The organism is Micropruina sp. (assembly GCF_047602385.1).
Lineage (GTDB): Bacteria > Actinomycetota > Actinomycetes > Propionibacteriales > Propionibacteriaceae > Micropruina.
The window spans coordinates 88407-106760 of the sequence record NZ_JASGHL010000003.1 but is presented as its reverse complement, the minus strand read 5'-3'; the positions used below and the strand labels follow the sequence as shown (position 1 = coordinate 106760).

The following is an 18354-nucleotide window of genomic DNA, read 5'->3' as shown; positions in this document are numbered from 1 at the left end:
TTGACCCTCGGTGCCGGACGCCCCTGCCACAGGGGGAAGGCCTCCGCACCACACTCCGAATCAACCACGAGGTGTCCTGTGGCACCGGCGAGGAAACAAGACATGAACAAGCTCGTTGCCGAGATCACCGAGGCCTCCCTGCGCTCCGACGTCCCGGACTTTCGTCCCGGCGACTCGGTCCGCGTGCACGTGAAGGTCGTCGAGGGCAACCGCTCCCGGATCCAGGTGTTCGCCGGTGCGGTCATCTCCCGTACCGGCAGCGGCATCGGCGAAGCCTTCACCGTCCGCAAGGTGAGCTTCGGCACCGGCGTCGAGCGGACCTTCCCGCTGCACTCCCCGATCATCGACAAGATCGAGGTCGAGCGCCGCGGCGACGTCCGCCGGGCCAAGCTGTACTACCTGCGCGGCCTGCGCGGTAAGGCTGCGAAGATCAAGGAAAAGCGCGACCGCTGAGCCGTCCCTGGTACTGCGGGCACGATCAGAGGCAGGAGTTCCGCGGTGAGTGAGTCCACCCCCACGGCCAAGCCATCGGCCGGCCGGGTGGTCGGCGTGTGGGCCAAGGAGATCGCCATCGTGGTGGTCGGAGCGCTGATCGCGTCCACCCTGCTGCGGCTGTTCCTCGCCCAGATGTTCGTCATCCCGTCCGGATCGATGGAGAACACCCTGCTGATCCGGGACCGGGTGATGGTGCAGAAGGTCGCCGGCTGGTCGCGCGGCGACATCGTCGTGTTCCGGGACACCCAGGGTTGGCTGGCCGATCCGGAAGAAGAGACCGATCCGGTCCGCAAAACCCTGATCTTCATCGGCCTGGCCCCGGACGAGAGCTCGAATCACCTGATCAAACGGGTGATCGGGCTGCCCGGCGACCACGTCAAGTGCTGCGACGCCCAAGGCCGGGTCACCGTCAACGGCCAGCCTCTCGACGAGGGAACCTACCTGTACGCCGAGGGCGGGCAGACCGTGGAGCCATCGACCATGCCCTTCGATGTGGTGGTGCCGAAGGACCGGATCTGGGTGATGGGCGACCATCGCAACAACTCCCAGGATTCGCGCTGCCACCTCAACGAGGGCACCGGCGGTCTCGCCGCCTTCGTGCCCAGCGCGGATGTGGTCGGCTCGGCCATAGCAATCGTCTTCCCGTTCGACCGCTGGCGGGGACTGTCCCGCCCCGACACCTTCGCCACGGTGCCCGCCGCCACCTCGCCCGCACCGGACCGACCGGTCATCACCGGGCCGATACCCGTCTGCTGAGCCTGCGATGCCGTTCGTGGTGCGCAGGGACGCAGGGCTGTACGGCTACGAGCGGGCGCTCCGCCGGGCCGGCTTCGGCCTGATCGCCGGGGCCGATGAGGCCGGACGCGGGGCCTGCGCGGGACCGCTGGTGGCCGCGTCGGTGATCCTCGGAAGCACCCCCGGCGCCCAGGTGAGCGGGCTGAAGGACTCCAAGCTGCTCACCCCGGCCCAACGCGAACGCTGCTATGACGAGATCCTGGTCAAGGCTGTCGCCTGGTCGGTGGTGCTGATCGAGCCGGGCGAGTGTGACCGGCTGGGCATGCACGTGGCGAACATCCAGGCGCTGCGGCGGGCGGTCTGGCGGCTGGGCGTGGCGCCACATTTCGTGCTCACCGACGGCTTCGGGGTGGACGGCCTCGGCGCGCCGTCGCTCGCGGTCTGGAAAGGGGACGCCGTGGCGGGCTGCGTTGCGGCGGCGTCCGTGATCGCCAAGGTGACCCGAGACCGGTTGATGACCGCTGCCCATCAACGCTGGCCGCACTACCGTTTCGACGTCCACAAGGGGTATTGCACGCCATTGCACCAAGAGCACCTGGACGCCAACGGTCCCTGCGAGATCCACCGCTGGAGGTTCGAGAACGTCCGGCGGGCGGCGGCCAGTGCGGGCCGTGGTGACCGGCCGGACGGGGACGAGGCTCCGGCGTGGTCCCGGACCGCGGAACCGGCCTCAGCCGGCAACCTTCTCATTCGCGATAGAGTGGCGACGCTATGAGCGCCGAGGATCTTGAACAGTACGAGAGCGAACTCGAACTCCAGTTGTACCGGGAGTACAAGGACGTGGTCGGGATCTTCACCTACGCGGTGGAGACCGAACGGCGCTTCTACCTCTGCAACGCGGTCGACCTCAAGGTGCGCACCGAGGGCGGCGACGTCTACTACGAGGTGTCCATGGGGGACGCCTGGGTGTGGGACATGTACCGCCCGGCACGGTTCGTGAAGTCTGCCAAGGTGCTCACCTTCCGCGACGTCTCGATCGAGGAGATCGCGCACAGCGAGTTGAAGGTGCCCGACAGCCTCTGAGGGCACCGCCGAGCGTTCCGTTGGCCGAGCGTGTCGAGGACCCGGGCGAGCGCCGCTGGTCGAGCTTGTCGAACCCCGTCACCGGATCGACCTGAGCAAACTTCCTGAACCCCCGGGACGGATGTCCCGTGACGCCCGGGACATCGCCGTCCGATGGTGGATGCCATGAACACAGCCGAGCAACCCACAGTTTCCACGGGCTCGGACGCGCCCGACGAACAGAGTCCCGAGCCGGTCGTGGTTATGGTGCTCGGCCCGGCGCCGGATCGGGCCACCGGCAAGGTTTCGGTGGCGCTGGGCGTGGTCAACCTGGTTGCCGGCGGCTTCCTGATCGTGATGTTCGTCTCGCTCGCCCAAGGCGGCAGCACGGCGCCCTGGGGCCCGATCAACGACGCGTTGGCGGCTGCCGGCAACATCCTGCTCACTCTCGTCCTGCCCCGGATCAGCCGGAATGCGGCACGCTCCCGGCTGGCACGCGGCTTCGTCCGGACGACGGCGGTCGCCAGCCTGGTCAGCGCGGTCTCCGGCCTGCTGCTGGTGGTGAGGGTGCTGCCGTTCGAGCCGTCGACTGCGATCTCGATGGTCGCGATCGTGCTGCAGTGCGCCTGGATGCTGTGGCTGAGTCGTACCTGGGCCCGTGACCCGCGGGTGCCGGCGGCGATCTGGCGCTTCGGCCTCACCACGGGTCTCGCGCTGCTGGCCGGAATGGTGCTGGTCGGCGCCTCGCTGCTGCTGCCGTTCGGCTCGACCGCGGCCAACCTGCTGCTGATTCCCGGCGTCGCCTGCGGCGGCGTGGCCTGGCTGGTCTGGCCGCTCTGGTACATCCTGCTCGGCCGGCACCTGCGGCGCACCGACGCCGCGCGTTGATCCCACTTCCGGACGCCGCGGCGTCCGGTCCCGGAAAGGACCACCCGATGATCACGACCTACCGGATCCTCGCCTACGCCATCGCCGTCCTGGTCGGGGTGCAGGCCGCCTCGCACGCCTGGGCGTCCGCCGGCATCGGCTTCTTCATCGCCAACGGCGGAGTGGTGGACAAGTCGATGATGGAGGACATCGGCGGCCCGCCGCCCTTCCCCGAGGTGGTGGGCTTCATCGTCCATGGCATCAACGGGGGAATGGTCATCCCGGCGGTCGCGCTGGCCCTGCTGGTGGTGTCCTTCTTCGTCCGGGTCAAGGGTGCGGTCCGCTGGGCCGTGATCGTCCTGGTGGTGGTCGCGATCCAGATCACCCTCGGCTACGAAGGCCACGGCCTGCCACTGCTCGCCCTGTTCCACGGGCTGAACGCCTTGATCCTGTTCGGCTGCGCAATCGTTGCCGCTCGTGTCGTCCGGCCGCCGGTGGTGCTCGCCGGTTCGGACGCCGAGGCGAGCGACCTGGCCAAGGCCTGAGGTGACCGGACGGCCGCGCCGCCCCGGCTGGGTGGCGGTCGCGGCGGCCGCGATCGTGCTGGCCGGCGCCACCTGGTTCTGGTCGGCGAGCCTGCTGCCCGGCAGCTATCCGATGACCTCGATGGGATACCCCGATTACGGCGGTGGGCCGTCCGCTCCGACGCCGCACGGCCACGATCACTCGGCGGGAGGGATTCCGGTCACTCAGCTGGTTCCCGACCCGGCGCGTCCGGCCGATGTCCGCGTCGACCTGGTGGCCCGGGCCCAGCGGGTAAACCTTCCCGGCGTCACCGAGTTCGACGGCTACACGCTGAACGGCAGCACGCCCGGTCCGACCATCAACGCGCGCACCGGTGACCTGGTCGAGGTCCGGGTGACCAACGACAATGTGCCCGGCGGCATCACGCTGCACTGGCACGGGGTCGACCTGCCCAACGGCATGGACGGCGTGGCCGGGGTGACCCAGGACGCCATCCGGCTGGGCGGTTCCTACGTCTACCGGTTCGTCGCGCAGGAGGGCACCTACTGGTATCACTCCCACCAGCTCTCCCATCCGCAGGTCACCGGCGGCCTGCTGGGCGCACTGATCGTGGCCCCCGCGGACGCCGTGCCGCGGAGCGTCGAGGTGCCGGCGCTGGTGCACTTCTACGGCGGGCTGAGGACGATCAACGGCGTCCCCGGCGTGGTGCGTTCGTCGGCCCGCGCCGGCGCGACAGTGCGCGTCCGGGTGATCAACACCGATCAGGGGCCCATGCCGGTCTGGGTCACCGGCGCCGCCTACCGGGTGGTGGCGGTGGACGGCCGCACGGTCAATCAGCCGCCGCCGGTCTCCGGCCGGGCGATGCTCGTCACCGCCGGCGGACGGGCCGATCTGGAGCTCCGGGTGCCGGACGGCGGCGCACGGGTCGAGGTCGCCGGGGCATCGATCGTGCTGGGCGCGGACGGGGCGCCGTCCGGGCCGGCGCCGCGCGAGTTCGTCGACCTGCTGCACTACGGCAGCCCGCTGCCGCCCCGCTTCGACCCCGACCGGCCGGACCGCAGGTTCGATTACCGGATCGGACGCCGCTTCGGGCTGCTGAACGGTCGTCCCGGGTCCTGGTGGACGATCAACGATGGCATGTTCCCGAACGTGCCGATGTTCGTGGTCCGGGTCGGCGAGGTGGTGCGGTTCAGCGTGTCGAACGTCAGCGGCGAGGTGCACCCGATGCATCTGCACGGACATCACCTGCTGGTGCTGGCCCGCGACGGCGTCCGGGCGACGGGTAGCCCCTGGCTGGTCGACTCACTGAACGTCGAGAACGGGGAGAGCTACGAGGTGGCGATGGTCGCCGACAACCCGGGCATCTGGATGGACCACTGCCACAACCTGCCGCACGCCGCCGAAGGCCTGATGACCCATCTGATGTACGAGGGTTACCGCACCCCGTTCATCGTCGGCGGCGAGCACGCCAACCATCCCGAATAGCCTTGTCGTTGGGCTCGTCCTCAGCCCAGCCCGGCTCGCCGGGCCGCCTCGACCGCGGCCACCCGGTCCGACACCTGCAGCTTGACCAGGATTGCCGCGACCAGGTTGCGGACGGTCTTGTCGGCGATGCCGAGCCGGGTGGCGATCCGCGGGTTGTCCCAGCCGCGGGCGAGCAGTTCCAGCACCTCGTGCTCGCGCGGAGTCAACGAGTTGAACGGCGATCGGGGCCGGGTGCCGGCGGCGAACAGTTCGCTCAGCCGTGGCGCCAGGGCGGCCGAGAAGGTCACGTCGCCGGCAGCCACCGACGCGATGGCGGCCAGCGTCGACGACGGGCTGGACGACTTCACCACGTAGCCGCGGGCACCGGCGCGCACCGCCTCGATCACGGTCTCGTCCTCGAGCATGGTGAGGATCAGGACGCGGGCCTGAGGGTTCGCGGCGACGATCCGCCGGGTGGCCTCGATCCCGTCCAGCACCGGCATGCTCACGTCCAGCACCACGACATCGGGGTTGAACTCGGCCGCCAGCCGCACCGCCTCCGCGCCGTCGGACGCCTGCCCGACCACGACCATGCCGGTGGTCTCGATCAGCCCGACCAGTCCGTCCCGGTAGAGGGGATGGTCGTCGGCGACGAGCACGGTGAGCGGCTCCCCGGTCATCGCGGTCCACCGATCGGCAGCACGGCGCGGACCAGCGTGCCGCCGCCCGGACGCTCCGCGACGGTGCAGGTGCCGCCGAGTTCGGCGGCGCGCTCCCGCATCGCGGTGATGCCCACTCCGGCGCGCAGGTCCGCCGGCGGCCCCGTCCCGTCGTCGGCGATGGTGACCTTCAGACCGCCCGGCTCACGACCGAGCCGCACCCAGCAGGTGCTGGCGGCGGCGTGCCGGACGACGTTGCCCACCGCGGCGATCGCGATCCGGTAGGCGGCTGCCCTCGACCGCGGCCGGCAGCGGGGCGCCGTCGGTGCCCAGCGGATCGGCCGCGAGGTGGACGGTGGGGCGGGCGATGGCGGCGAACTGCTCGCGGAGTGCATCGGCCAGGCCGCGCTCGTCCAGGCTGGGCGGACGCAGATCGTAGGCGAGCCGCCGCACCATCTCGGCTGCGTGCGTCGCGTCCTGCTCGATCCGGTCCAGCACCTGGGTGGCTTGCTCGGACGCCTCGGGGCCGGCGATCAGGTTCTTCACCGTCTCGGCCCGCAGCGAGAGTGCGGCAATGGTCGGCCCGACCTCGTCGTGCAGCGTGCGGCGCAGCATCCGGCGTTCCTCCTCCCGGGCGAGGACCAGGCGTTCGCGCGAGGCCCGGACCTCGCGGTCGAGCAGTTCGTCGCGTCGCGCGACGGCGATCTGGACGGCAAGCTCCTGCAGCAGCCGCCGTTCGGCCGCGGTGAACCGTTCGCCGCGGCCCCGGGTGCCGACTTCGAGCCGGCCCAGGGTCGCGTCCCCGTGCCGCAACGGCTCGATCAGGATCCGGTCCGGGTCCGCCGGTGCCGTTCCCGAGCGGACCACGGAGCCGGCGTCATCGGCAAGAGCCACGAAAGGGACGCGCAGGGCGCCGCGCAGCGCCCCAGCCACCTCGTCCCAGGCCACCTCTCGGGCGGTGAGCAGGTCGGTGAGCCGGGTCAGCGCCCGGTAGGGGTCGTCGCGATCCCCGTAGAGGGCGCGATTCACCACCTGCTGCAAGCCCACCCGCAGCGGGTTCACCGCCACGGCGACGGCGACCGTGCCGATCACCGCGATGCCGCCCGGCTGCTCAGCGACGAAGCCGGTCAGCAGGCTCACCGTTGTCAGGTAGATCAGCACCGCTGCCAAGGTGAGCGCGGAGTAGACCAGCGTGCGGGCCAGGACGACGTCGAGGTCGAACAGCCGATAGCGCAGCATCGCCACGCTCAGCCCGGCGACGAAGATCAGCCCGGGGACCCCGATCAGGTCCTCGGGGAGCAACGGACCGTCGAGCAGCAGGCTGGGCACCGCCCACAGGGCCAGGACCAGTAGGCCGGAGATGATGGCCGACCCGCCCAGCCAGACCAGCTGTTGCCGCTGCACCGGATCGCTGTCGGGCTTGCGGCTGCGGGCCAGCTGGAGCGTGACGGCGGTCAGGATGACAGCCAGGCAGGCGACGGTGATCCCGTTCTGTACCGGCACCGCCGTCGCCATCCAGGCCGGGTAGGGCCGTCCGGCTCCCAGCGCGGCCGCCGCGGCGGCCCAGGCGAGCGCGGGCAGCCAGGTCAGTGCCATCCGCGCCCGCGATCCGGCCAGCCGGGGCGAGAGCGGCGCCGGGAACTGGAGTGCCCAGGCTGTCATCGCTCCCCAGGCCAGGCTGTAGACGAACCCGACATTGACCACGAAGAGCCAGCGCATCGGTCCGTCGAAGGCCGCCGAGGGCGGCAGCCCGATCACCGTGACGACGGTGCTGCCCAGCAGTGCTGCGGAATACACCAGGCCGGAGCCTGCCGAGGGGTCATGGCGTCGCCGGCTGAGGGCATAGCCGCACAGGCCGAACAGGGCGGCGACGAACAGCAGCGTCCCGGCCGCGTGCCAGAACCGGAGGGCGAGCGGACGCCGATCCGAACTCAGGGCCAGTTCGAGGGCGCGGTCGCCGGGTTGCACCAGGTAGCGGACGTGCCCGTCCGCTGCCTGCGCGTCCACCACCAGGGTTCCGGCCGGGACGGGGCAGCCGTCCGCCGCGCGCGGGACCACGCCGGCCACCGTGAACGAACTCGCATGCGGCGACAGCCAGGCGCATTCGGCGGGTGTTGACAGCCGTCCGCCGAGAAAGATCATCGCGGACACGAGCGCGAACACGGCTATCACCAGCGCGTCCCACTGGGAACTCTGGGCTCGCAGCGATGGCCCCACGGCTTCCCTCCCGGTCGAGGTCACCATGCCAGATGGGCGCGCTGGTGGCGAGGGCTGCCAGGTTTCGTCACGCGCCGAGGAGCGCTTCATCCACAGGCCGCGACGATTTTGAACACTTTCGCGCCGAGGTGCCCATCCTGAAGGCGTGGAGAGAAGCGCAGTCTGGAGAGCGGGTGAGGTGGCCGCGGTGCACCATCTGGTGGGCCGGGGTTGGACGATCGTGGAACGCAACTGGCGATGTTCCCTCGGCGAGGTCGACATCATCGCCCATACCGGGCAACCCAACCCGGTGCTGGTCTTCTGCGAGGTCAAATGCCGCACCGGGACGGGGTTCGGCGACCCGCTCGAGGCGATCACCGCCGACAAGCTCGCCCGGCTGCGCCGGCTCGCGCTGACCTGGCTGGGCGAGCAGCCGAGTTGGGTGCCGCGGTATCGGCTGGACGCCATCGGCGTCCTGTTGCCGCGCGACGGCCGTCCCCGGATCACCCACCTGGAAGGAGTCGGCCAATGACGCCCGCCCGCGCCTTCTCGGTCGCGCTGGTCGGCGTCGAGGGCACCATCGTCGAGGTGGAGGCGGCGATCGGTGGCGGGCTGCCGCGGATGGTGATCGTCGGCCTCGCGGACGCCGCCCTGGCCGAGGCACGGGAACGTTGCCGGGCCGCGGTGCATGCGCACGGCCTCGGCTGGCCCGCTCAGCTGGTGACGGTGAACCTCTCGCCGGCGACGCTGCCGAAGGCGGGCTCACACTTCGACTTGGCGATCGTCGCCGCGGTGGCCGCCGCCGACGCCAAATTCGACCGGGCCGTCCTGGAACGGATGGTGCTGTTCGGCGAGCTGGGTCTGGACGGCCGGGTCCGGCCGGTTCGCGGGCTGCTGCCGGCCCTACTGGCCGCGCTCTCCGCCGGCTTCGCGACGGCCGTGGTGCCGGCCGCCCAGCTGGCTGAAGCCAAGCTGGTCGACGGGCTCACGTTGTGGGGTGTGAACGACCTGCTCGACCTGGTGGCGGTGCTGGTCGGCGAGCCGCCCAAACCGCCGCCGGCGACCGAGCCGTCCGCTGCCGCCGAGCCGGCCGGTGTGAAAGACCTAAGTGACGTGGTGGGCCAGCTGGCGGCCAAGTGGGCGGTCGAGGTCGCCGCCGCCGGACGCCATCACCTCTATCTGCACGGACCACCGGGAGTGGGCAAGACGCTGCTGGCCGAACGGCTGCCGGGCATCCTGCCCGACCTCGACAAGGCCGAGTCGCTGGAGGTGTCCGCGATCCATTCACTTGCCGGGCTGCCGCTCGACGGCGGCCTGATCCGGCGTCCGCCCTACGCCGACCCGCATCACACCGCGTCCCTTGCCAGCATCGTCGGCGGTGGTGCCCGGATCGCCCAGCCGGGCAGCATCAGCCGCGCCCATCGCGGCGTGCTGTTCCTGGACGAGGCACCCGAATTTTCTCCGCGGGTGCTCGAAGCCTTGCGGGTGCCGTTGGAGTCGGGCCGGGTGGTGCTGGGACGTGCGCTCGCGCAGGCGACGTATCCAGCGAGCTTCCAGCTGGTTCTGGCCTCCAATCCGTGCCCGTGCGGCAATGCGGGTACTCCCGGCACCCAGTGCGTGTGCGCACCGATGGCGGTGCGCCGCTACGGCGAGCGGGTGTCGGGCCCCATCCTCGACCGGATCGATATCCGGCACCACCTCCGGCCGATGTCGCGCAGCTACCTCAAGGCCGCACTCGGTGGCGGCGAGCCCTCGGCGGTGGTGGCGGCGCGGGTGGCCGAAGCCAGGGACCGGCAACGCCACCGGCTCGCCCCGTACGGCTGGTCCACCAACGGCGAGGTGCCCGGACCCGCGCTGCGGCGCCGGCTGCCGCTGCCGCACGGCAGCGACCTGCTCGACGAGGCGGTCGCGCGGGGCCGGCTGTCGGCTCGCGGCGTCGACAAAGTCATCCGAATCTCGTGGACCCTTGCCGACCTGGCCGGGGTCGATCGGCCCGAGCGTGACCATCTGCACACCGCCCTGGCCATGCGGCACGGACTCGATCTGACGGAGGTGGGAAGTGGACGAGCGTGACGCCCGGATGGCGCTGTGTTGCGCGGTGGAGCCGGGCAATCTCGCGATGACCGCCGCGGTGGCCGAACATGGAGCATCGGCTGTGTTCGCCGGGCTGCGCCGCTCGGCCTCCCGGTCACGGTGGGCGCGGCGGGCGCAGACCCTCGACCTGACCCTGGTGCAGCGGTCGGCCGAGCGCAACCGGCTCCGCTTCCTGATCCCGGGCGACGACGGATGGCCCGCGGCGCTCGGCGACCTGGCGACGGCGGACGCCGTCCAGGAGATGGGCGGTCCACCGTTCGGGCTGTGGGTGAAAGGGGATGCCGTCCTGGCCGAGGCCTCCGCCCGTGGCGTCGCCATCGTCGGATCGCGGGCCGCCACCCCCTACGGGCAGTCGGTGGCGTCCGATCTCGCCGCGGGTCTGGGCGGTCACGGCATCAGTGTGGTCAGCGGTGGCGCCTACGGCATCGACGCCGCCGCACACTCCGGCGCGCTGGCCACCGAGGCGCCGACGGTCGCCGTGATGGCGGGCGGACTGGACAAGCCCTACCCACCCGGCAATGCCACGCTGCTGCAACGGGTCGCCGGGCAGGGACTGGTGATCAGTGAGCTACCGCCGGGGGAGCATCCCACCCGGGCCCGGTTCCTGGCCCGCAACCGGCTGATCGCGGCGCTCTGCCCGGCGACGATCATCGTCGAGGCGGCCTGGCGCAGCGGCGCCCGCAACACCGTCAGCTGGGCGAGTGCCTGTGGTCGGGTGGTGCTCGCCGTACCCGGTCCGGTGCACAGCGCCACCTCCACCACCCCGCACCGGCTGATCCGTGATGCCGAAGCGGTGTTGTGTACCGGTGTGGCCGACGTGCTCGAACTGGTCGGACCACTGGGACGCCAACCGCCGTCCAGACCCGATCAGCACCGCCGGCTCGACGCGCTTTCGACTGACGAACTGGCGGTCTACGAGGCGTTTCCCGCCCGTGGCGACCTTGACGCCGGCGAGGTCGCACTGCGGGCGGGGCTCGGCCTGGGTCGCTGCCTCGCGATTCTGGACCGGATCTCCGAATCCGGCCTGATCGAGTCGAGCGGTTCTGGCTGGAGGCTCACCCCGAGGGCTGTCACTCCCGCGGGTGACTGATGTGGCAGCAAAGTGCCGCTAAAGTCATCGTCGTCGGGGGGACATCTAGACGCTGTTGACCGAATCGCTCCAGTCCGGGGGGAGCGGGGCGATTCGGCCAGCTGCGGCTTTCAGCTTTTCCACCTACCCGGACGTCGTCGGCGACTGTCCGTGGCCGGTGTGCGGGGCCTGGGGTGCTCGTCCGACTCGAGGTCGACGGTACGAGAGGACGAGACCCATGTTGGAGTATCGCCGCAGTTGCGAATGCTGCGGCCGCGAACTCGCGGTCGGTGATGACCGTGTTTACATCTGTTCGTTCGAGTGCACCTGGTGCGCCGGCTGCGCGGCCACGTTCCCGAGCGGGGGCTGCCCCAACTGCGGCGGCAGTCTCCAGTTGCGGCCGGTCCGCTCCTTCAGCCGGCGGATGCACGTGCCGACCGTCCAACCGCATTCGGAGACCCGCCGGCTGTTGGCGCGCAGCGCCTGAACCGCGGGTGGCCGGTGACCACGGATGGAGCGCCCGCTAGGGTGTCGCCATGACACGAGGGCCGCTCAACCGGGCGCTGAGCGGGTTCACCTCCACCATCTTCGCCGAGATGTCGGCCTTGGCCGCACGCACGGGCGCGGTCAACCTCGGTCAGGGGTTCCCGGATTTCGGCGGTCCCCAGAGCATGCTCGAGCGCGCACGGCAAGCCATCGCCGATGGGGTCAATCAGTATCCGCCGGGTGCCGGCGACCCGGCCCTGCTGAGGTCGATCGCTGCCCACCAGAAGCGGTTCTACGGCGCCGAACTCGATCCGGACAGTGAGGTCCTGGTGACGGCCGGCGCCACCGAAGGCATCGCCGCGGCGATGCTCGGCCTGCTGGAACCAGGTGACGAGGTGGTGCTGCTCGAGCCCTACTACGACTCCTACGCGGCGACCATCGCGCTCGCCGGCGGCGTCCGGCGTCCGGTCCGGCTCGAGCCACCGGACTTCGCGCTGCCCCGGGACGCGTTCGCCGCGGCGATCAGCCACCGGACCCGGCTGCTGCTGATCAACACACCGCACAACCCGACCGGCGCCGTCCTGAACGCCGGCGACCTGGCGTTCATCGCCGATCTTGCCGTCCGGCGCGACCTGATCGTGGTCACCGACGAGGTCTACGAGCACCTCACCTACGACGGCATCCGACACCGGCCGCTGAGCACCTTCCCCGGCATGGCCGAGCGGACGGTGACGCTCTCCTCGGCGGGCAAGACCTTCTCGGCCACCGGATGGAAGATCGGCTGGGCCAGTGGCCCCGCTGAGTTGGTTGCCGCCGTCCGGGCGGCCAAGCAGTTCCTCACCTACGTCAACGGCGCACCGTTCCAGCCCGCCATCGCCGAGGCGCTGGCCCTGCCGGATGCCTACTTCGACGGATTCCGGACGTCCCTTCAGGCCAAGCGGGACCGGCTGATCGACGGGCTCACCGCCGCCGGAGTGACCACCTTCCGGCCGTCCGGCACCTACTTCGTGGTCGCGGACGCCCGCAGCCTGGGCTTCGACGACGGTTACCAGCTGTGCCGGGCACTGCCCGGTCTGTGCGGGGTGGTGGCGGTGCCGATGCAGGTGTTCTACGACGACCCGGCCGGCGCCCGCCACCTGGTCAGGTTCGCCTACTGCAAGCGCGACGAGGTCATCGATGAGGCGGTCCGGCGGCTCGACGGACTGCGGCCGCGCTGATCTTCGCCCAGGCTCAGCCGGTCAGCCCGAGCCGGGCGAAAGCGTCGACCAGGCCGGATCGTTCCGGTGGCGGCACCACCAGGTCGGCCGTGGCCAGCACCGGCTCGGGGGCGCCCTCGATGACCACCGCGGTGGCCGCCTCCTGCAGCATCTCCAGGTCGTTGTAGCCGTCGCCGATCGCCACCACATCGGCCTCGTCGACGCCGAAGTGTTCGGCGACCAGCCGCATGCCGACCGACTTGTTCACCTCGGCCAGATGCAGTTCGCCGGCCCGCTCACCCAGAGTCGCCAGCGAGCTCGGCAGGAAGCCGACCTCGGCGGGGAGCCGGCTGGCGACGTCCGCCATCGGCAGGTCGGCGTCGAAGCAGGCGACCTTGCTGAAGGAGACGGCCTTCAGATCGTCGGCCACCTGCAGGGCGCCGAGGATGTCCAGCCCGGTGCGACCGGTCGAGGCCTCGTCGCGATCCACGTGCATCAGCGACGCGATTCTCGCCGGCGTGCTCGGACGGGCGTGCACCGCGTCCGGAGCTTCGAGGATGTAGGCGACGTCGTGGGCATCGAGTATCGAGACGACCCGGGCGCCCAGTGCGGCCGGGAAGCGGCGATCGGAGAGGACTTGGCCATCGACCTCGATATAGCCGCCTGCGGCACCGACCATGCCGTCGAAGAGCGCCCGGTCCTGGTCGGTGACGAGTGACCGGGGACGTCCGGTGCACAAGACGATCCGGTGCCCCCGGCGCCGGGCCTCGCGGACGGCTTCGACATGCTGTGGTGGGATCACGCCTCGGTCTGCGATGGTTCCGTCGAAATCGATGAACACGATCTTGCCCACGGGCGAAGCAACTCCTGAAATTAGACGTTTCAACTAACGAGTCTATGCCGGTTTGGCAGCCAGGGACGAGTCGGGCCGAATCGAGCGCACCGAGGGTCAGCACGGCCGCTCAGAAGGAATCCAGTTTCTCGTCGATCTCGGGGAACCGGGTGACCGTCGGCTGCTCGATGAGTTCGCCACGGACAGCAACGAGCCGCGGCTGGTCGAAGGTCCGCAGATTGTCCAACGGGTTCTCCCCGAGCAGCACCAGGTCGGCCGATTTGCCGGCCTCGATCGATCCCGTCACCCCGTCGATGCCGAGGATGCGCGCGTTCGCCTGGGTGGCGGCATGGAAGGCGTGCGCGTTGCCGAGCCCCCCGTGCCGGGCGACATAGTCGATCTCGCGCCAGGTGTTGTAGTGCGTGACGTAGGTGAGGGCGGAGTCGGTGCCCATGCCGATCGCGATCTCGCCGGCCAGCGCATCCCGGATTCCCTGCAGCATCTCGTCGAGGATCATCTCGGCGTTCGCCCGGACGATGTCGTCGACACCCGTCACCGACTGGTCCAGCTTCACCAGGGGCAGGCAGGCCTGCAGGGTCGGGATGAGTGCCGACGAACCGTGCAGCGAGCGAGGATTGTCCCGGAACAGCTCGACCATCTCGTCAGTCATGTGGCTGCCGTGCTCGATGGTGTCCACCCCGGCGCGCAACGCCGCCGTGATGCCTTGCGGGCTCTGCGCGTGCGCGGCGACCAGAATGCCCGCGTTGTGCGCCTCGTCGCAGATCGCGGTCATCTCTTCCTCGGTCATCTGCGGACGTCCGGCCTCACCGATGGCGCGGGCATCGGTCACCCCGCCGGTCGCCGCGATCTTGATCGCGGTGACCCCCTTGCGCAGGTTGATCCGCACGTTGCGCCGAGCAGTCCACGGATCGTCGCTGATCAACGCGATCTGCGGTGCGCCGTGCCCGCCGCTGATCGCCATCAGCGGGCCGGAGGCGATCAGCCGCGGGCCGACATACTCGCCGCGCTCGATGGCGTCGCGGGTCTCGACCACCTCGTAGGCGACATCGCCGAGGCTGCGGATCGTGGTGACACCACTGTGCAACTGGGTGACCACATTCGTGCGGGTCCGCTTGCGCAGCATCCGGTGGCCGAAGGGGCTGTGCATGAAGGTCGATACGAGCTTCTCGGCCGATTCGCTGGTGAGGACGGCGGGCAGCGGCTTGCCGTCGGCGAATAGGTGGGCGTGGGCGTTGATCAGTCCCGGCGCCAGGAATTGCCCCGTGCCATTGATCACCCGTTGACCGGACGGCACCCGGATCTCGGCGGACGGCCCGACTTGGGCGATGGTGCCGGTGCTGTCGACCAGCACGGTCTGATCCGGTTGGGTGGTTCCGGCGCGATCGCCGGTGACGATGGTGACGTGGGTCAACGCGAAGGGTGTGGTCATGGGGACGGCTCGCTTTCGTTGCTGGCAGGGCGGTGGTTGTGGTGAGGGTCGACGGAGTGGGGTGCGGCGTCCGGACGGTCCAGGCTCGACGGTGCGGACCGAGCCCGCCGGGGCAGTGGCAACCAGTCGGTGTCGGCGATCACCGAGCCCACCTTGGTGCCGATGCAGAGGCTGACGAAGGCGAGCGGCGCCGCCGATAAGGACGTCGGTTCGAGCGTGGTCAAAGCGACAAGCCCCACCGTGCCCGGGCCGAGCAGCAGGAAGGCAGGCTGGAACGACACGGCCGAGGGGACGGCGGCCCGGGTCCGCTCGAGAAGTCGGGAGGCGACGAAGAGAGTGGCGCCGGCGATGCCGGTTGCGACCACGCTGCCGACCTGCGGGCTCAACACCTCCAGCAGCGCGTAGGTGGCCGCCATTGCGCAGACGCCGATCGCGGCCAGCTGAGGGCCGGCGCCGAAGGCGACACCCACCCCGCAGGCGAGCGCGCCCACGCCTGTCCACGCCGCCCAGGCCGGCGGCAGGGCGGACCATCCGATACTCGCCGACGGCGGCAGCGGCACGTCCCCGATGAGCGCGGCGGAGCCCGGATCGACATGCAGCCCGGTCAACGCCGAGCCGGCGAGGATGCCGACCGTCATGAAGCCGAGCACCACCAGGCCGGCGATCAGCCGGGCCGATCCGGTGACGATGTCGGCGGAGGTGAGTTCGAGCAACGCGTTGGTGATCGTCGCGCCCGGAATCAGGATTGCAATCGGCGCGCAGACCGCGAACAGTGGCACCGGACCGAGACCCAGCCATGCCGCGGCGCAGCCGACGGTGAGCGTGGAGACCAGGGTGGCGACGAAGGGCACGATCGCCGACGCGGCGCCGACCCGGTTCATCGCCGCCGAGATCGCCCCGACGAGGGCGCCGGTGAGTGCCGACAGCGCGATCGCCCACCACGGGCAGCGGAACAGGATGGCCAGCCCGATTCCGATCAGTGCGCTGCCCGCGATCCAGCGGAGGCCGGCCAGCGGCCTGCCCAGCTTCCGGATCTGGGCGATGCGCCGGCCCACGTCCTCGATCAGTTCCTCGCAGCTTTCCAGGGAGCTCAGCAGCCGCAGGCTCGCGGCGGTCTGGACGATGGAGAAGTCACCCGCTGCCGCGCGCCCCCCGACCAGCGGCGCCGCACCCTGGCGTCCGCCGACGAGCACCGTGGTGGGCAGCACGATGAACTCCAGGCCGGCCCGAGGTGACTGCGCGGCCGCCACCCGCACCAGAGCACCCCGGGTGTCGGTGACCGAGAGGCCCGCATCCAGCAGCAGCACGCCGACATCGGCGAGCCGGGACTGGGCCTCGCTCCCGGCCGGGTCGCCGCTCGTCTGCGTCGGCATCGGCTCCCTAGTTTCGATCGGCGCCGCAGGCAGTTCTGCCGGGCTCGTCGCCAGATTGCCACGGCGTCCGGGGCCGATGCTGCCGTTGTCACCCGGGCACTCACCCCGCGGGTCACCCGGCGACATGCGGGCCGGACGGTGCGGCGCGATGCGGGGGAGTGGCGGGTCCGAGTGACCGGTCATGACGAGCCTTCGATCGCCTGGCGGCATGGCTCGCGGGACCGGTGTTCAGGGTGTCGGTGCCGTATCGTCGGGCAGCCAGGTGGTGAGATCGTGACGCTCACCCGCAGCGATCGCCTCCACCCGGGAGCTGACCCCGAGCTTGCGGTACAGCCGGCGCAGCTGCGTCTTCACCGTGTTGACCGACACCCCGAGCAGTCCCGCGATCTCCGCCGTTGTCGTGGCCGTCTGCAGCGCACCCAGCACCCGGCCCTCGGCTCGGGTCAGCTGAGGTCGTGGCTGGAAGCGTGGCAGGAATCCGAGCCCGGCGAGTCCCGCGTCGAAGCTGCCGATGCGGCTGTCGTCCAGTTGCTCGCGGACCCGTTCGACCACCTCGGCCGGAACCGAGGTGAACAGCCGCCGGAAGTGCCCGGTCTCGGCGATCGTGGCGATCCGGGTCGCGACCGCCGGGCTCACCTCGCCCAGCTGAAGGATCTCGATGAATGCCTTGAGCAGATGCAACTCGGCCCGGTGCGCCGGTGCGAGCCAGGAACTCGAAGACAACGCCCGGTGGACCCGGCTGGCTTCGGCGAAGTCCGAGGAATGGATGTTCATCCTCAGGCGCGAGAACTGCGTGGCCGGCCCGGGCCGGGCCTGGGACTCGACGACGGACGCCGCGGTGCCGACGTCGCCCAGCGCGAGGTGAGCGGACACCCGGTGGGCGGCAAGGACGTCGGCGGCGAACGTCCCGGGTTGGACGACGTGGGCGGCCTCGGTGGTCCGCGCCGTCTCCAGCGCGTCCTCCGCGCGATGGATCGCGAGCAGATAGCGCACCCGGGCCAGGAAGATGAACGGCCAGATCACGTCGTAGACGTCCACCTCGTCCAGTTCCGACACCCGTTGCGCCGCTTCGGCGTTCATCCGGTCCACGGCGATCAGCGCCGCAGCGGTGCGTTCGGTGCTCAGCGCGTTGCGATGGAAGGCGTCCGACAGTGGCGGGTAACCGACCGCCGCGCGAAGCGACCGTTCGGCGTCCTCGATCGATCCTCGCACGGCGAGCGCGACGGCGGCGCGACCCTCTGTCGTCCGCCGAGCGTCGATACTGTCCAGGGTCTCGCCGTACTGGCGTGCAGTGGCGAATTCGCGCAGGGCTGAGGAGGTGCTTCCCGCGCACAACAGGGTGGAACCCATCTGCTCGTGCAGGAACCACAGTGGACCGGTCGGGTCGCCGGAATGGCCGCCGCGCCCCAACCGGACCAGCTCGGCGAGGTGCTTGGCGTAGCTGACGGCGGTGACGATGTCTCCCCCGGCGCGCGCCGCGATCATCTTCAACGCCACCGCGATCGCCTGCTCCTCGCCCGGCACCCCGCGGTAGGAGTCGAAGGCGGACAGGTCCACCGGCCGGGTCGAGCGGGCCACTACCCCGGCGGAGGGCTGGACCAGGCACAGCGCCGGATACTGCTGGAGTACCTCGGGTGGCAGTAGCTGGACTGCCCGGAGCAGCCCGGCGTAGTCGCCGCAGAACAGCCGGAAGATCTGCCGCGAGGCGAACTCTGCGATCCGCACCGGGTCCTGGCTGGCGACCGCATCCGCAAGCTGGCCGCGAGCCTGTGCGAAATCCATTTCCCCACCTTCTCTCGCCCGGCCGAGAAATCAGCCGCGCCGAGCCTGTCACGGCCGCTATGGGCGCAT

The 18354-nt window shown here is 70.6% G+C and carries 19 protein-coding genes; 12 read left to right on the top strand and 7 right to left on the bottom strand.

What is annotated here, in order from left to right; translation table 11 throughout:
* Nucleotides 1-102 precede the first annotated feature (102 nt).
* The 7 genes from rplS to QM711_RS09905 all read left to right on the top strand — a co-directional run bounded on the left by rplS (nucleotide 103) and on the right by QM711_RS09905 (nucleotide 5169).
* Entirely contained in the window at nucleotides 103-453 is a 351-nt protein-coding gene (rplS, locus tag QM711_RS09935) for a 50S ribosomal protein L19 (protein ID WP_415098831.1), read from the top strand.
* 45 nt (nucleotides 454-498) lie between these two features.
* Entirely contained in the window at nucleotides 499-1251 is a 753-nt protein-coding gene (lepB, locus tag QM711_RS09930; RefSeq protein ID WP_415098829.1) for a signal peptidase I, read from the top strand.
* A gap of 7 nt (nucleotides 1252-1258) precedes the next feature.
* Complete coding sequence (locus tag QM711_RS09925; RefSeq protein ID WP_415098827.1) at nucleotides 1259-2005, top strand: ribonuclease HII; 747 nt, start codon at nucleotides 1259-1261, stop codon at nucleotides 2003-2005.
* Nucleotides 2002-2313 (top strand): DUF2469 domain-containing protein, encoded by a 312-nt coding sequence (locus QM711_RS09920; RefSeq protein ID WP_415098825.1) that lies wholly within the window; start codon nucleotides 2002-2004, stop codon nucleotides 2311-2313. The genes QM711_RS09925 and QM711_RS09920 overlap by 4 nt, the downstream gene beginning before the upstream one ends.
* 165 nt (nucleotides 2314-2478) lie before the next feature.
* Complete coding sequence (locus QM711_RS09915; RefSeq protein WP_415098823.1) at nucleotides 2479-3180, top strand: hypothetical protein; 702 nt, start codon at nucleotides 2479-2481, stop codon at nucleotides 3178-3180.
* Between the two features lie 47 nt (nucleotides 3181-3227).
* The gene (locus QM711_RS09910; RefSeq protein ID WP_415098821.1) at nucleotides 3228-3704 is read left to right on the top strand and encodes a hypothetical protein; all 477 of its coding nucleotides are present in this window, start codon (nucleotides 3228-3230) and stop codon (nucleotides 3702-3704) included.
* 1 nt (nucleotide 3705) lies between these two features.
* On the top strand, nucleotides 3706-5169 hold the full coding sequence (locus QM711_RS09905) for a multicopper oxidase family protein (protein ID WP_415098819.1): 1464 nt from the start codon (nucleotides 3706-3708) through the stop codon (nucleotides 5167-5169).
* Nucleotides 5170-5189: 20 nt separating this feature from the next.
* Here QM711_RS09905 and QM711_RS09900 read toward each other — a convergent pair whose 3' ends face one another.
* Genes QM711_RS09900 through QM711_RS09890 form a run of 3 tightly spaced genes read right to left on the bottom strand, consistent with a single transcriptional unit; the run spans nucleotide 5190 to nucleotide 7970 of the window.
* Complete coding sequence (locus tag QM711_RS09900; protein WP_415098817.1) at nucleotides 5190-5828, bottom strand: response regulator; 639 nt, start codon at nucleotides 5826-5828, stop codon at nucleotides 5190-5192.
* Nucleotides 5825-6070, bottom strand: a complete 246-nt coding sequence (locus QM711_RS09895) for a sensor histidine kinase (protein ID WP_415098815.1) — start codon at nucleotides 6068-6070, stop codon at nucleotides 5825-5827. Before QM711_RS09895 ends, QM711_RS09900 begins: the two co-directional genes overlap by 4 nt.
* Nucleotides 6012-7970 (bottom strand): histidine kinase, encoded by a 1959-nt coding sequence (locus tag QM711_RS09890; protein ID WP_415098813.1) that lies wholly within the window; start codon nucleotides 7968-7970, stop codon nucleotides 6012-6014. The genes QM711_RS09895 and QM711_RS09890 overlap by 59 nt, the downstream gene beginning before the upstream one ends.
* Before the next feature lie 199 nt (nucleotides 7971-8169).
* Between QM711_RS09890 and QM711_RS09885 the strand changes: the two genes are divergently transcribed.
* The 5 genes from QM711_RS09885 (at nucleotide 8170) to QM711_RS09865 (ending at nucleotide 12869) form a co-directional block, all read left to right on the top strand.
* Nucleotides 8170-8535: a YraN family protein gene (locus tag QM711_RS09885; protein ID WP_415098811.1), complete on the top strand. Its 366-nt coding sequence runs from the start codon at nucleotides 8170-8172 to the stop codon at nucleotides 8533-8535.
* Nucleotides 8532-10076 (top strand): YifB family Mg chelatase-like AAA ATPase, encoded by a 1545-nt coding sequence (locus QM711_RS09880; RefSeq protein WP_415098809.1) that lies wholly within the window; start codon nucleotides 8532-8534, stop codon nucleotides 10074-10076. Before QM711_RS09885 ends, QM711_RS09880 begins: the two co-directional genes overlap by 4 nt.
* Entirely contained in the window at nucleotides 10063-11187 is a 1125-nt protein-coding gene (dprA, locus tag QM711_RS09875) for a DNA-processing protein DprA (RefSeq protein ID WP_415098807.1), read from the top strand. Before QM711_RS09880 ends, dprA begins: the two co-directional genes overlap by 14 nt.
* A 217-nt stretch (nucleotides 11188-11404) precedes the next feature.
* Nucleotides 11405-11653, top strand: a complete 249-nt coding sequence (locus QM711_RS09870; protein ID WP_415098803.1) for a DUF1272 domain-containing protein — start codon at nucleotides 11405-11407, stop codon at nucleotides 11651-11653.
* Nucleotides 11654-11702: 49 nt separating this feature from the next.
* A complete protein-coding gene (locus tag QM711_RS09865) occupies nucleotides 11703-12869 on the top strand; it encodes a pyridoxal phosphate-dependent aminotransferase (RefSeq protein ID WP_415098801.1) in 1167 nt (388 codons plus the stop codon).
* A 13-nt stretch (nucleotides 12870-12882) separates the two neighbouring features.
* Here QM711_RS09865 and QM711_RS09860 read toward each other — a convergent pair whose 3' ends face one another.
* The 4 genes from QM711_RS09860 to QM711_RS09845 form a co-directional block, all read right to left on the bottom strand.
* Complete coding sequence (locus QM711_RS09860) at nucleotides 12883-13701, bottom strand: HAD hydrolase family protein (RefSeq protein WP_415098799.1); 819 nt, start codon at nucleotides 13699-13701, stop codon at nucleotides 12883-12885.
* A gap of 109 nt (nucleotides 13702-13810) precedes the next feature.
* Complete coding sequence (locus QM711_RS09855) at nucleotides 13811-15130, bottom strand: amidohydrolase family protein (RefSeq protein ID WP_415098797.1); 1320 nt, start codon at nucleotides 15128-15130, stop codon at nucleotides 13811-13813.
* On the bottom strand, nucleotides 15127-16503 hold the full coding sequence (locus QM711_RS09850; RefSeq protein WP_415098795.1) for a threonine/serine exporter family protein: 1377 nt from the start codon (nucleotides 16501-16503) through the stop codon (nucleotides 15127-15129). The genes QM711_RS09855 and QM711_RS09850 overlap by 4 nt, the downstream gene beginning before the upstream one ends.
* A gap of 228 nt (nucleotides 16504-16731) precedes the next feature.
* Entirely contained in the window at nucleotides 16732-18285 is a 1554-nt protein-coding gene (locus QM711_RS09845) for a LuxR C-terminal-related transcriptional regulator (RefSeq protein WP_415098793.1), read from the bottom strand.
* Nucleotides 18286-18354: the final 69 nt, after the last annotated feature.

Bases quoted from the DNA above. Each gene is read 5' to 3' on its own strand.
- rplS (WP_415098831.1), top strand. From the start codon at position 103: ATGAACAAGCTCGTTGCCGAGATCACCGAGGCCTCCCTGCGCTCCGAC.
- QM711_RS09925 (WP_415098827.1), top strand. From the start codon at position 1,259: ATGCCGTTCGTGGTGCGCAGGGACGCAGGGCTGTACGGCTACGAGCGG.
- QM711_RS09920 (WP_415098825.1), top strand. From the start codon at position 2,002: ATGAGCGCCGAGGATCTTGAACAGTACGAGAGCGAACTCGAACTCCAG.
- QM711_RS09915 (WP_415098823.1), top strand. From the start codon at position 2,479: ATGAACACAGCCGAGCAACCCACAGTTTCCACGGGCTCGGACGCGCCC.
- QM711_RS09910 (WP_415098821.1), top strand. From the start codon at position 3,228: ATGATCACGACCTACCGGATCCTCGCCTACGCCATCGCCGTCCTGGTC.
- QM711_RS09900 (WP_415098817.1), bottom strand. From the start codon at position 5,828: ATGACCGGGGAGCCGCTCACCGTGCTCGTCGCCGACGACCATCCCCTC.
- QM711_RS09880 (WP_415098809.1), top strand. From the start codon at position 8,532: ATGACGCCCGCCCGCGCCTTCTCGGTCGCGCTGGTCGGCGTCGAGGGC.
- QM711_RS09870 (WP_415098803.1), top strand. From the start codon at position 11,405: ATGTTGGAGTATCGCCGCAGTTGCGAATGCTGCGGCCGCGAACTCGCG.
- QM711_RS09865 (WP_415098801.1), top strand. From the start codon at position 11,703: ATGACACGAGGGCCGCTCAACCGGGCGCTGAGCGGGTTCACCTCCACC.
- QM711_RS09855 (WP_415098797.1), bottom strand. From the start codon at position 15,130: ATGACCACACCCTTCGCGTTGACCCACGTCACCATCGTCACCGGCGAT.
- QM711_RS09850 (WP_415098795.1), bottom strand. From the start codon at position 16,503: ATGCCGACGCAGACGAGCGGCGACCCGGCCGGGAGCGAGGCCCAGTCC.
- QM711_RS09845 (WP_415098793.1), bottom strand. From the start codon at position 18,285: ATGGATTTCGCACAGGCTCGCGGCCAGCTTGCGGATGCGGTCGCCAGC.